14 protein-coding genes are annotated in these 11,918 nt (G+C 71.3%); 13 read left to right on the top strand and 1 reads right to left on the bottom strand.

Translation table 11 applies throughout. From position 1 onward, the window contains the following. The coding region (gene tilS, locus DW299_RS16620; protein ID WP_136037245.1) for a tRNA lysidine(34) synthetase TilS at nucleotides 1–682 on the top strand (682 nt) is incomplete at its 5' end. A 29-nt stretch (nucleotides 683–711) separates the two neighbouring features. Here tilS and DW299_RS16615 read toward each other — a convergent pair. Further along, nucleotides 712–1,308 (bottom strand): DUF937 domain-containing protein, encoded by a 597-nt coding sequence (locus tag DW299_RS16615; RefSeq protein ID WP_136028532.1) that lies wholly within the window; start codon nucleotides 1,306–1,308, stop codon nucleotides 712–714. A 132-nt stretch (nucleotides 1,309–1,440) separates the two neighbouring features. On the opposite strand from DW299_RS16615, the gene DW299_RS16610 reads away from it, so the two are divergent. The 12 genes from DW299_RS16610 to DW299_RS16555 all read left to right on the top strand — a co-directional run. Beyond that, nucleotides 1,441–1,707, top strand: coding sequence for a hypothetical protein (locus tag DW299_RS16610; RefSeq protein ID WP_136037244.1), 267 nt, complete (start codon nucleotides 1,441–1,443; stop codon nucleotides 1,705–1,707). Then, nucleotides 1,704–3,641, top strand: a complete 1,938-nt coding sequence (locus tag DW299_RS16605) for an alpha/beta hydrolase (RefSeq protein ID WP_136037243.1) — start codon at nucleotides 1,704–1,706, stop codon at nucleotides 3,639–3,641. The genes DW299_RS16610 and DW299_RS16605 overlap by 4 nt, the downstream gene beginning before the upstream one ends. Beyond that, a complete protein-coding gene (locus DW299_RS16600; protein ID WP_136037242.1) occupies nucleotides 3,638–4,165 on the top strand; it encodes a hypothetical protein in 528 nt (175 codons plus the stop codon). Before DW299_RS16605 ends, DW299_RS16600 begins: the two co-directional genes overlap by 4 nt. 56 nt (nucleotides 4,166–4,221) lie before the next feature. Then, on the top strand, nucleotides 4,222–4,773 hold the full coding sequence (gene hpt, locus DW299_RS16595) for a hypoxanthine phosphoribosyltransferase (protein WP_136037241.1): 552 nt from the start codon (nucleotides 4,222–4,224) through the stop codon (nucleotides 4,771–4,773). 94 nt (nucleotides 4,774–4,867) lie between these two features. Next, the gene (gene ftsH / locus DW299_RS16590; protein WP_136028527.1) at nucleotides 4,868–6,868 is read left to right on the top strand and encodes an ATP-dependent zinc metalloprotease FtsH; all 2,001 of its coding nucleotides are present in this window, start codon (nucleotides 4,868–4,870) and stop codon (nucleotides 6,866–6,868) included. Between the two features lies 1 nt (nucleotide 6,869). Next, on the top strand, nucleotides 6,870–7,475 hold the full coding sequence (folE, locus tag DW299_RS16585; RefSeq protein ID WP_168387203.1) for a GTP cyclohydrolase I: 606 nt from the start codon (nucleotides 6,870–6,872) through the stop codon (nucleotides 7,473–7,475). Then, nucleotides 7,475–8,284 (top strand): dihydropteroate synthase, encoded by an 810-nt coding sequence (gene folP / locus DW299_RS16580; protein WP_136037239.1) that lies wholly within the window; start codon nucleotides 7,475–7,477, stop codon nucleotides 8,282–8,284. Before folE ends, folP begins: the two co-directional genes overlap by 1 nt. A gap of 33 nt (nucleotides 8,285–8,317) precedes the next feature. Further along, a complete protein-coding gene (folB, locus tag DW299_RS16575) occupies nucleotides 8,318–8,713 on the top strand; it encodes a dihydroneopterin aldolase (protein ID WP_136028524.1) in 396 nt (131 codons plus the stop codon). Next, complete coding sequence (gene folK / locus DW299_RS16570) at nucleotides 8,710–9,249, top strand: 2-amino-4-hydroxy-6-hydroxymethyldihydropteridine diphosphokinase (protein WP_136037238.1); 540 nt, start codon at nucleotides 8,710–8,712, stop codon at nucleotides 9,247–9,249. The genes folB and folK overlap by 4 nt, the downstream gene beginning before the upstream one ends. Then, nucleotides 9,246–9,728 carry a DUF3180 family protein gene (locus DW299_RS16565; protein WP_136037237.1) on the top strand — a complete coding sequence of 161 codons (483 nt, stop codon included), beginning with the start codon at nucleotides 9,246–9,248 and terminating at the stop codon, nucleotides 9,726–9,728. Before folK ends, DW299_RS16565 begins: the two co-directional genes overlap by 4 nt. Then, nucleotides 9,679–10,260, top strand: coding sequence for a PH domain-containing protein (locus DW299_RS16560; protein WP_136037236.1), 582 nt, complete (start codon nucleotides 9,679–9,681; stop codon nucleotides 10,258–10,260). The genes DW299_RS16565 and DW299_RS16560 overlap by 50 nt, the downstream gene beginning before the upstream one ends. Next, the coding region (locus tag DW299_RS16555; RefSeq protein ID WP_136037235.1) for a PH domain-containing protein at nucleotides 10,257–11,918 on the top strand (1,662 nt) is incomplete at its 3' end. The genes DW299_RS16560 and DW299_RS16555, both read left to right, overlap by 4 nt.

The raw sequence follows: 11,918 nt of genomic DNA, 5'->3' as shown, positions 1-11,918 counted from the left end.
CCGCGACGCGAGGTACCGCGTGCTGCGCGACGCGGCGAACGACCTCCGGGCCGCGGCGGTGCTGCTCGGCCACACGCTCGACGATCAGGCGGAGACCGTGCTGCTCGGGCTCGCCCGGGGTTCCGGCGCCGCGAGCCTGCAGGGCATGGCCGACGAGCGTGCCGACGACGACGGTGTGCGGTGGCTTCGGCCGCTGCTCGGCGTGCGCCGTGCGACCACCCGGGCGTTCTGCGCGGCGGCCGGGCTCGACGCCTGGGACGACCCGCATAACAGCGACGACCGGTACAGCCGTGTCCGCGTGCGCGACCGCGTGCTGCCGGTGCTGGAGGCCGAGCTCGGCCCCGGGATCGCGGAGGCCCTGGCCCGCACGGCCGAGCAGCTGCGCGAGGACGCGGAGGCGTTCGACGAGATGATCCACGAGACCATCGAGGACATCGTCGAGCACGCCGAGGCCGGCATCTCCGTGAGCGTCGCCGCCCTCGCCGCCAACCCCGCCGCGCTGCGCAACCGCATCATCCGCCTCGTGGTGGACAGCGAGTTCGGCGTGAGCCTGACCCGCACCCAGACGGTCGAGGTCGCCCGCCTGGTCACCGACTGGAGCGGACAGGGCCCCATCGACCTGCCCGGCTGCTCGGCGCGGCGCCAGGGTGGGCGCCTCGTGTTCACCGCCGCCGGGCGCTGAGTCGCCGGGCGCGGCAGGTCGGGCGATCGCTACTTCTTGCCGCCGAACAGCCCGCCCAGGATGCCGCCCAGGTCGATCCCGCCACCCGAGCCGCTGCCGCCGCCGAGCAGGCCGCCCAGCACGTCGCCCAGGCCGCCGCCCGAGCCCGAGCCGCTCTGACCGCCGCCGCCGAGGATGCCGCCGATCACATCGCCGATCCCTCCGGAGCCCTCGGCCGTCGGCTCCGTCTTCGCCGTCTTGTCCTTCGTCGCGTTCGCGATCAGCCCCATCACGATGGGGGCGAGGATCGGCAGGAGCTTGCCGAAGTCGATACCAGGGGTCGCCTTCGACTCGGTGAGCTGCGTGGTGACCTCCTTCTCCTTCGACCCGAGGATGTGCGCGACGATCTTGCCGCCGTCGGCCTGATCGATGTCGTCGACCGAGGCGGCGCCCGTCGCGCCCTCGTGCTTCTTGAGCGCCTTCTGGATCGCGTCGGAGCCCTCGGGGGTCTCCGCGTTCTTCGCCAGCCCGCCGAGCAGCACCGCGCCGCCCTGCTCGACCGCGGTCTTCGCCTCGTCGTGCGAGACGCCGAGCTTCTTCGCGATGTCGTCGATCGGAACCTGGCTGAGGATGTCGTCGAGGGCCATGGGGATCCTTCCGTCGGGGCGTCCGCCCGTCTCCCGCTCACAGTAGTGCGCTCGTGCGCGGATGGGGAGATGTCCCCATCGACCGCGACCAGGCCTGCTCCTATCGTGAAGGCACGGGGGGAAGGAGCATCGATGACGGACCTCGATGTGCAGGGCGAGACGCTGGAGGCGGCCCGAGCGCGACTGTCGGCGGCGGGTGCGCCGGTCGTCACCTCGTGCCTGTCCTTCGCCGGTACCGGTTCGCCGACGGTGGAGGCGGCGCTCGGCGAGATCGAGTCGCTCGTGTCACAGGCCCTCTCGGCCCTCGCGCAGACGGCGACCAACTCGGCCTCCGACGCGGCTGCGGCGGCGAGCACCTTCACCGCGTCGGACGACACGCTCGCGCAGGCGGCACGATGAGCCTGCCCGGACTGATCGACGACCCCGCCCGCGGCGACGTGGGTGCGGTGACCGGTGCGGCCACCGCGTTCACCACCCGCGCGAGCTCCGCCCGTGCGCGCAAGGGCGACGCCGACACCGCGCTTGCGAGTCTGACGTCGATGACCGCCTCCGCGTCCGACGCCCTCGGTGCACGCGTCCTGCTCCTCGCGCAGCGGTTCGGGGAGGCCGCGGAGGGCCTCGACGGCATCTCCGCCGCGATCACGACGTACGCCACCGACCTCGAGGCGCTGAAGGGCGAGGCCGCCCGTCGACTCAGGACCGCGCAGAACGCCTACGACCACATCTTCGTCCGCCGCGCCGAGGCGCTCAACGCCGCCAGCGAGTTCGTCACCGGGTGGGCGCTGCCCTGGGACGCGGTGCTGCCGTCGTGGATGTACCTGGACGACCCGGGCTACCTGCACCGCTGGCAGGCGGCGATCGACGCGTACCACGCCGCCCGTTCCTCCTACAACGCGCTGGCCGACGAGCGTGCGACGATCGATCAGCGCGCCGCGACCGCGCTCGCCGCGGTGCCCCTGGTCGTCGCCGTGACCCAGGGCGGGAAGGTCGGCCCGGGCGGCTTCTCGGCCGCCGGGCTCATCTGGGCCGGCGACGTCAACGGCATCACGGCGGAGTCGCTCGCCGGGCTGGGCGACCCCGGCATCATCCGCGAGACGTGGAACGCGATGGACGAGGAGACCCGCACGGCGCTCCTGGCGGCATCCTCCCTCCTGCTCGGCAACCTCAACGGCATCCCGATCCGCGACCGCGTCACCGCGAACCACAAGAACATCCGCGACGAGATCGCGCGACGCGAGGCTGAGATCGCCCGGCTGCAGGCGCTCGTGGACAGCCTCAAGACGGGCGACCGCGCGGACGCGTGGGAGGCGAAGGGCTACCTCGACGAGATCGCGAAGCTGCGCGAGCCGATCGACTACTGGCAGAGCCTGCTCGACCAGGACTACACGTGGTGGGACGAGAGCGAACGCAAGCACACCGACAAGGGCGCCGGTGCGCGCGTCGTCGTGTTCGACCCTGGTGCCGACGCGGTGGGCACCTACCACGGCCCCATCGACCCGACGACCGGCGACATCCCCGCCTGGATCCGCAACGTCGCCGTGTCGGTGCCGGGCACCACGACCACGATGACCAGCTTCGGCGACGGCACCGGCGCGCAGCTGTACCGCTCGGCGGGACCCGACACGGCCGTGTTCCAGTGGGCCGGCGGCACGTTCCCGCAGCTGGAGCTCCCCGGTCCGACCGATGCCTCCTACTCGCGCGACCTCGCCCCGAAGCTCGTGGACTTCGTCGCCGGGATCGACAAGCCGAGCGGTTCGACCCTGACCGTGCTGGGGCACAGCTACGGCGGCGCGACCGTGGGCCTCGCGGAGAAGGCCGGGCTCGTCGCCGACCGCATCCTCTACGTCTCGGCGGCCGGGATGGGGGCGGGAGTGAGCGGCGTCGAGGACTTTCCGCACACCTCGGGCGTGCCGCACTACTCGATGATGGCGCGCGGCGATCTCGTCGTCGGTCTCATCCAGGGCAACGGTGCCGGCCAGATGCACGGGCAGTCGCCACTCACGGCCGACGGCGTGACGCGCCTGGAGACCGGGTGGATCCAGGACGAGCGCGGCGGACGCGTCGTCGACCTGGAGGACTACAACGTCGAGGGGAACGGCACACCGCGCGGTATCGACAGCCACAGCTCGGTGTACGACCCGCGCTCCGTGGCCTTCGACAACATCATCGCCGTGATCACCGGCGGCGACGCGATGCTGTTCGCACCGGACGACGTCTACAACCCGCGGCCGATCGTGGTGCCGGGTGGCGCCCCGATCGTCCAGGCCCCGGTGCGCACCGACGGCATCGACAAGCCGGACTTCGTGCCGGAGTACGCGAGGATCGAGGGATGACCAGGACCGCACGTGCCATCGCGCTGATGGCCGGCGTCCTCGTAGCCCTGACGCTGGGAGGATGCACCATGACCACCGACGAGAGCCGACTCGACGAATACCGGACAGAGGCCGAGGCGCTGGCCGACGAGATGGTCGGCATGATCCCGGCGGAGCTGGCCCCGACGACCGCTCCCGACGTCGAGTCGAGCGGACGCATGGTGCAGAACCCGGTCTCCGCCGACCCCTCGCCCGACGACCAGGTGTGGTGGCAGGTGGACGTCTACGTCGAGCCGGTGCAGCGCGCCGCAGCCTCCGAGGACGCGGCGAAGGCGATCGCGGCGGGTCTGCTCGACGACGGGTGGGAGCACACCGATGCGCGCGAGACCGGAGAGGGCCGGCGGACCGCGGACGCCTACGCGAAGGACGACTGGTACGTCGAGGTGACCTGGGTGCGCACGGAGGAGGGCAAGTTCGAGACCGTCGAGCTCTCGGTCCTCAGCCCCCGCACGACCCGCGGCGACCACGACGAGATCCGCTCCTGACGCCGATGCCGCCCGCCGGGGTCGGAGCATCCGGCGACGTCGCCTAAAATCGATCCATGCGCGCCGCGGAGATCCAGGACGACCTTGCACAGATCCTCGTCACCGAGGAGGAGATCACCGCGAAGCTGGAAGAGCTCGCCGCGCGCGTCGCGGCCGACTACCAGGGCAAAGACCTCCTGCTGGTGGGCGTGCTCAAGGGGGCGGTCATGGTCATGGCCGACTTCGCGCGGGCTCTGCCGTTCCACGCCCCGATGGACTGGATGGCGGTGTCGAGCTACGGCGCGAGCACCAAGTCCAGCGGCGTCGTGCAGATCCGCAAGGACCTCGACACCGACCTGCACGGCAAGCACGTGCTCATCGTGGAGGACATCATCGACTCCGGCCTCACCCTGAGCTGGCTGCTGGAGAACTTCGAGTCGCGCGGTGCCGAGTCGATCGAGGTACTGGCGCTGCTGCGCAAGCCCGAGGCCGCGAAGGTCGAGATCGACTGCAAGTACGTCGGCTTCGACATCCCGGTCGAGTTCGTGGTGGGCTACGGCCTCGACTACGCCGAGCGCTACCGCAACCTCCGCGACGTCGCGGTCCTCGCGCCGCACGTCTACAGCTGAGCCTCCGCACACCTCCGAGCACGCCGCGGAACCGTTGCGCCGTGGGTGAACGCACAGCGGCCCCCTAGCGGGGAGGCGATACGCTGATCCGACCATGGATGTGAAGAAGCTCACCCGCAACCCGCTGATCTACGTCGCACTGATCGGCGTGCTGCTCTTCGGCGGATTCCTGCTGATCTCGAACCTGGGTGCGCCGAAGCAGATCACGACGCAGCAGGGCCTCGAGCTCCTCTCGGGCAAGACCGTCACCGAGGTCGTCACGACCGACGGCGACCAGCGCGTCGACATGACCCTGTCGAAGCCGTTCGAGGGTTCCGAGAACGTGCAGTTCTACTACGTCGAGGCGCGGGCGGACGAGGTCGTCTCCGCGATCGACGCGGCCGCCCCGAAGGACGGCTTCAACGACGCGGTGCCGCGCGCGACCTGGTTCGACGGCTTCCTCTCGCTCCTCCTCCCGCTCGTGCTCCTCGGCCTGCTGTTCTGGTGGCTGCTGTCGTCGATGCAGGGCGGTGGCGGCAAGGTCATGCAGTTCGGCAAGTCCAAGGCCAAGCTCGTCAACAAGGAGACGCCCACCGTCACGTTCGCCGACGTCGCCGGTGCCGACGAGGCGATCGAGGAGCTCCACGAGATCAAGGAGTTCCTGCAGGACCCGGCGAAGTTCCAGGCGATCGGCGCCCGCATCCCGAAGGGCGTGCTGCTGTACGGCCCTCCCGGAACCGGCAAGACGCTCCTCGCCCGTGCCGTCGCCGGGGAGGCCGGTGCCCCCTTCTACTCGATCTCCGGCTCGGACTTCGTCGAGATGTTCGTCGGCGTCGGCGCCTCGCGCGTGCGCGACCTGTTCAGCCAGGCGAAGGAGAACGCCCCCGCGATCATCTTCATCGACGAGATCGACGCCGTCGGCCGCCACCGCGGCGCCGGCATGGGCGGCGGCAACGACGAGCGCGAGCAGACGCTGAACCAGATGCTCGTCGAGATGGACGGCTTCGACCCGAACGCGAACGTCATCGTGATCGCGGCCACCAACCGCCCCGACATCCTCGACCCCGCGCTGCTGCGCCCCGGTCGCTTCGACCGCCAGATCGGCGTGGACGCGCCCGACCTCAAGGGCCGGCAGAAGATCCTCGAGGTGCACAGCAAGGGCAAGCCGCTGTCGAAGAGCGTCGACCTCGAGGTCGTCGCCCGCAAGACCCCGGGGTTCACCGGCGCCGATCTCGCGAACGTGCTCAACGAGGCCGCTCTGCTCACCGCGCGGTCGAACGCGCAGCTGATCGACAACCGCGCCCTCGACGAGGCCATCGACCGCGTGATCGCCGGCCCGCAGCGACGCACCCGCGTGATGAAGGACAAGGAGAAGCTCATCACGGCGTACCACGAGGGTGGTCACGCGCTCGCCGCCGCCGCGATGAACTACACCGACCCGGTGACCAAGATCACGATCCTCCCGCGCGGCAAGGCCCTCGGCTACACGATGGTGCTGCCGATCGACGACAAGTACTCCGTCACCCGCAACGAGCTGCAGGATCAGCTGACCTACGCGATGGGCGGCCGCGTCGCGGAGGAGATCGTCTTCCACGACCCGACCACCGGGGCATCGAACGACATCGAGAAGGCGACCTCGATCGCCCGCAAGATGGTCATCGAGTACGGCATGACCACGCAGGTCGGCCCGGTCAAGCTCGGCACCGAGGGCGGCGACATGTTCGTGGCCAGGGACATGGGCCGCGGTCGCGAGTACTCCGAGAAGGTGGCGGAGCGGGTCGACGCCGAGGTGCGCGCCCTCATCGAGCAGGCGCACAACGAGGCGTACGCGGTGATCAGCGAGAACCGCGACATCCTCGACCGTCTCGCGCTGGCGCTGCTCGAGGAGGAGACCCTCGACCACAACCGCATCGCCGAGATCTTCACCGAGGTCAAGAAGCTGCCCGAGCGCCCGCTGTGGCTGTCGAGCGAAGACCGTCCGGTGTCGGAGCGCCCGCCGATCGAGGTCCCGAAGAAGGACGTGTCGCTCGCGGCCTCCGTCGAGGCGCCGTCCGCTGCCCCGCGTGCGCAGCAGGGATCGGCAGGAGCAGGCAACCCCCGCCCCGCGACGGCGTGACGTGACGGTCGACAGGGAACGCGTCGAGCGGCTCACCCGCGAGCTGCTGGAGGCGATCGGCGAGGACCCGGACCGGCCGGGCATCAAGCAGACCCCGGCGCGCATGGCGGAGCTCTACGCGGAGTTCTTCTCCGGCGTGGGGGAGGACCCCGGAGCGCCCCTCGCGCACACGATCAGCGTGACGCGCGGTCCTGCCCCCGACACCCTGCCGTCCGGTGCGGTGCTGCTGCGCGACATCCGGTTCCGCTCGGTGTGCGAGCACCACCTGCTGCCGTTCGCCGGGCACGCGCACATCGCCTACCTTCCGGGCGAGCAGGTCGTCGGCCTCGGGGCGCTGGTGCGCGTGGTCGAGATCCTCGCGGCACGGCCGCAGGTGCAGGAGCGGCTCGGTGAGCAGATCGCCGACACGATCGCCGAGCACCTCGACACGCGGGGCGTGCTGGTGGTGCTCGATGCGAGCCACGGCTGCGTCACGATGCGCGGCGGACGGCAGACCGAGGCGTCGACCCTCACGATCGCCGCGCGCGGGGAGTACACCGACGCCGTCGCCAGGGCCGAGCTCGTGACCCTGATCGGCATGTCCGTCCCGTCCGCCGGCGCGCGCTGATGACCGGCATCTGGGGCATCGTCAATGTCACGCCCGACTCGTTCAGCGACGGCGGCCGCTACTTCGACGTGGAGCGCGCGGTGGAGCACGGCCTGCGGTTGCGGGCCGACGGCGCGACTGTGCTCGACGTCGGCGGGGAGTCGACCAGGCCGGGCGCGGAGCGTGTCGGTGCAGACGAGGAGCAGCGTCGCGTGCTCCCCGTGATCGAGCAGCTCGCGGCGGCCGGTGTGCCGGTGAGCGTGGACACGCTGAACGCCGCCACGGCCGCGGCGGCCGTGCGCGCGGGCGCCCGGATCGTGAACGACGTGTCGGGCGGCCTCGCCGATCCGGACATGCGTGCGGCCGTCGCGGAGTCGGGTGCCGACTACGCGATCGGCCACTGGCGCGGCTTCTCGGACGACATGTACGCGAGGGCGGAGTACCGCAGGGTGGCGCGCGACGTCGCGGGCGAGCTGCAGGAGCGGCTGGGGGAGGCCGCCGCCGCCGGCATCGCCCCGTCGCGAGTGATCCTCGACCCCGGGATCGGCTTCGCGAAGGCCGGGGCACAGAACTGGGACGTGCTGCGCGGCCTCGACGAGATCGTCGCGCTCGGCCCGCGCGTGCTCATCGGCACCTCGCGCAAGCGGTTCCTCGCCGAGGTGCTGCAGGGTGCACGGCCCGAAGACGGCGAGGTGACGCAGGCGCGGCGCGATCTGGCGACCGCCGTCACGAGCGCCCTCGCCGCGCAGTCCGGGGTCTGGGCCGTCCGGGTGCACGACGTCGCCGCGACGCGCGACGCGCTCGCGGTCGCGAAAGCCTGGCACGGCTGAGGCGGCGTCGGAGCCGCGCCGTACGCTAGAGGCATGGACTTCCTCGACGAGATCGTGCTGACAGGGCTGACGGTGTTCGGCCGCCACGGGGTCTACGCGCACGAGCGCGAGGAGGGGCAGGAGTTCACGATCGACCTGCGTCTGCGGCTCTCGCTGGAGCAGGCCGCCGGATCGGACGACGTGGCCGACACGGTGCACTACGGCGAACTGGCGGAACGCGTGGCCGCGGTGGTCGCCGGCGAGCCGGTCAACCTCATCGAGACCCTGGCGGAGCGCATCGCCGCGGTCGCCCTCGACGACCGTCGCGTGCAGGGCGTCACCGTCACGGTGCACAAGCCGCACGCGCCCATCCCGCTGGAGTTCGCCGATGTGGCCGTCACGGTGCACCGCACCCGGGCGCCGGAGACCCTGGAGGACATCACGGTATGAGCCGCAATCTCACGCGCCCGCCCGACGTTCCCGCCCCGCGTCCCAGTCGCCCGGAGACGGTCGCGGTCGTGGCGCTCGGGGCGAACCTGGGCGACCGGCAGGAGACGATCCGCGCGGCCGTCGAGCGCATCCGTCGGCTGCCGCTGGTGAGCGACGTGCGCGTCTCGCGGCTGTTCGAGACGGTGGCGGTGCGCCTCCACGGTCCCGACCCCGACGCCCCGGGCTACGTCAACGCGGTCGCGCTCGTCACCACGCGGCTGGCGCCGGAGATCCTGCTGGGCATGCTGCACGCGATCGAGGACGAGAACGGGCGCGTGCGGGAGGAACGGTGGGGCGACCGCACGCTCGACCTCGACCTCATCGCGTACGGCGATGTCGAATCGGACGACCCGCGGCTGGAGCTGCCGCATCCGCGCGCGGCCGAGCGCCTGTTCGTGCTGGAGCCGTGGCTCGACGTCGACCCCGGCGCCGCACTGGTCGGACACGGACGCGTCGACGACCTCGTGGCGGGGCTGCGGGCGCGGGGCGACGCATGAAGCGCACGTCCGTCGGGCTGCTGGCCGTGCTCGCCCTCCTCGGGGGCGCCGTGGGGTTCGCGCTCGACCAGATGCTGACCGCGGGAGGGCGGGCCACGTTCACGCCGTCGCTGCTGCTGCCCGTGCTGCTCGTGCTCATCGCGATCGCGGCGCTCGGAGTCGCCTGGCCGGTGCGCCGCAGCGTCCGCTCCGGAACGCGTATCGACCCGTTCCGCGCGCTTCGTGCCGCGACACTGGCGCGGGCGTCGAGCCTGCTCGGCGCGATCATGGCCGGCTTCGGCGCGGGACTGCTGCTCTTCCTTCTGACGAGGCCGATCGATCCGCCGGTAGGGTCGACAGTGGCGATGGCCGCGCTGATCGCGAGTGCAGTCGTGCTCGTCGTGGCCGCCCTCATCGCTGAACAGTTCTGCACCCTCCCGAAGGATCCTGATGACTCAGAACCCAGAGACCGCGCCCCTGAACCCGGCGGAGGGCACTGACCTCGACGCGCTGGACCGCGGCACGTACACGCAGGTGCGCACGGCGCGCAACGAGGCGCGCCTCGAGCTCGACGGCACGTGGCACCAGATCTCGCCGCGGTACGTCGTGTCGCAGATCGTGCAGAACGTCATCTTCCTGGTGATCGTCGCCGTCGCCGCGGTGGTGCTGAACGTCGTGCTCGAGCAGGACTGGGTCTGGATCCCCGCGGGCGCGATCATCCTGATCACCCTGATCACGCTCGTGATCCTCCCGCGGCAGGCGCGCGCGATCGGCTACATGCTGCGCGCGGACGACATCGTGTTCCGCAAGGGGATCCTGTGGCAGCGCATGATCGCCGTACCGTACGGGCGCATGCAGCTGGTCGACATCACGCAGGGCCCGCTCGACCGGGCGTTCGGCGTGTCCCAGCTGAAGATGGTGACGGCGGCGGCGACGACGGGCGTGCAGATCCCCGGACTCACCCAGGCGGCGGCCGAGGCCCTGCGCGACACGCTCATCCAGGTGGCCGAGACCCGCCGGACCGGCCTGTGAGCGAGGCGCAGCTCCCCGGCTCCGCGGTCGGTCAGGCCGCGGCGCCGTCGACGAACCTCGCCGACGGCGAGTGGCACCGCATGCATCCGCTCACGCCGCTGTTCAAGGGCGGCCTGGCGCTGATCATCGTGGCCGGCATCGTGATCGCCAACATGCGCGATCGTGTGATCGCATGGCTGGTCGGCATGTTCACGCCGGAGGAGGCGCACTACGGCGACTACACCGGCGGCGACCCGGTGGACTGGGTGCTCTCGAACAACCTCGCGCTCGTGGCGCTGCTCGGCGTGCTGGCGCTCGTCGTCGTGCTGGTGGCGATCTTCTGGTTCGTGTGGCGCTTCCAGCAGTTCCGCATCACGGGCGACCACGTGGAGGTGCGAAAGGGCATCATCTTCCGGTCGCACCGGCGTGCGCCGCTCGACCGCGTGCAGGGCGTGAACCTGACGCGCCCCTTCCCCGCGCGCATCATCGGCCTCGCGAAGCTGGAGGTGGTCGGGGCGGGCAACGACGCGAATGTCGAGCTCGAGTACCTGGCCACGCCTCGGGCGGAGGGCGTGCGCGCGGAGATCCTGCGTCTGGCGTCGGGTGCCCGGGCCGCCCGGCACGCCGCCATGAACCCGGGTGCGGAGGTGCCGGGGGAGCGGGTGTCGGCACGGTCGCAGCTCGTCGGCTCGATGAACCAGGGGGTCACCGGCCTCATCGCGGGCGTCGATCTGGAAGACGTGGTGCCGGAGAGCGTCGTGAAGATCCCCACGGGGCGTCTGATCGGCTCGCAGGTGATCTCGGGTCTGCTGTGGCTCGTGTTCTTCGGTGCGATCTTCGCGATCGCGATCGGCAGCACGATCATCGGCGTCCTCGTCGACGGCGATCCGGACGGCGGCATCGTGCTGCTCGGGATCGGGCTCGGCATGGGCGTGCCGATGGTGGTGGCCGTCGTCGGTATCACCTGGGCGCAGATCTCCAAGTCGCTGCGCTACTCGATCGCGCCGACGCCGGACGGCGTGCGCATCACCTACGGGCTGCTCACCACCGTCACCGAGACGCTTCCGCCCGGCCGCATCTTCGCGGTCGAGGTGTCGCAGTCGCTGCTGTGGCGTCCGTTCGGCTGGTGGACCATCAAGATCAACCGGATGAGCGGCAAGAGCGCCGCGCAGCAGTCCTCCGGCAGCGGCCAGCAGTTCAACGTGGTGCTGCCGGTGGGCAAGCGCGCCGATGTCGAGCGGGTGCTCGCGCTGGTGCTCCCCGACCTTCCGCCCGCGAGCATCCCGCTGCTGTGGGAGCAGGGCGTCGTGGGTCCCGCCGCGGACGACCCCTACCGCACGATGCCGCAGCGCGCGTGGTGGCGGCGGCCCTTCTCCTGGAGACGCCACGGCTACGCGGTGACCGCGGACGGGCTGCTGCTGCGGCGGGGCATCGTCTGGCGCAAGCTCGCGGTGTTCCCGCTGGCCCGACTGCAGGGCGTGTCGCTGAACCAGGGGCCGATCGATCGGGCGCAGCGGGTGTCCGGCGCGCAGGTGCACACCGTCCCCGGCCCGATCACCGGGATCCTCGCGGGGCTGGAGCGCGCGGACGCCCTCGCTCTGCTGGACGACGTCAGCCGCGCGGCCGCTGAGGCGGCGTCGCGCGACCGCACGCACCGGTGGAGATCGGAAGAGCGTCGT

The organism is Microbacterium sp. K35 (genome assembly GCF_004794375.1).
In the GTDB taxonomy this organism is placed as follows: Bacteria; Actinomycetota; Actinomycetes; order Actinomycetales; family Microbacteriaceae; genus Microbacterium; species Microbacterium sufflavum.
Note: the sequence above shows the minus strand (reverse complement) of the source record. Positions and strands in the feature narration are given on the sequence as shown.

Coding starts and splice junctions, on each gene's coding strand:
- DW299_RS16615 (WP_136028532.1), bottom strand. CDS start 1,308: ATGGCCCTCGACGACATCCTCAGCCAGGTTCCGATCGACGACATCGCG.
- DW299_RS16610 (WP_136037244.1), top strand. CDS start 1,441: ATGACGGACCTCGATGTGCAGGGCGAGACGCTGGAGGCGGCCCGAGCG.
- DW299_RS16605 (WP_136037243.1), top strand. CDS start 1,704: ATGAGCCTGCCCGGACTGATCGACGACCCCGCCCGCGGCGACGTGGGT.
- DW299_RS16600 (WP_136037242.1), top strand. CDS start 3,638: ATGACCAGGACCGCACGTGCCATCGCGCTGATGGCCGGCGTCCTCGTA.
- hpt (WP_136037241.1), top strand. CDS start 4,222: ATGCGCGCCGCGGAGATCCAGGACGACCTTGCACAGATCCTCGTCACC.
- ftsH (WP_136028527.1), top strand. CDS start 4,868: ATGGATGTGAAGAAGCTCACCCGCAACCCGCTGATCTACGTCGCACTG.
- folP (WP_136037239.1), top strand. CDS start 7,475: ATGACCGGCATCTGGGGCATCGTCAATGTCACGCCCGACTCGTTCAGC.
- folB (WP_136028524.1), top strand. CDS start 8,318: ATGGACTTCCTCGACGAGATCGTGCTGACAGGGCTGACGGTGTTCGGC.
- folK (WP_136037238.1), top strand. CDS start 8,710: ATGAGCCGCAATCTCACGCGCCCGCCCGACGTTCCCGCCCCGCGTCCC.
- DW299_RS16565 (WP_136037237.1), top strand. CDS start 9,246: ATGAAGCGCACGTCCGTCGGGCTGCTGGCCGTGCTCGCCCTCCTCGGG.
- DW299_RS16560 (WP_136037236.1), top strand. CDS start 9,679: ATGACTCAGAACCCAGAGACCGCGCCCCTGAACCCGGCGGAGGGCACT.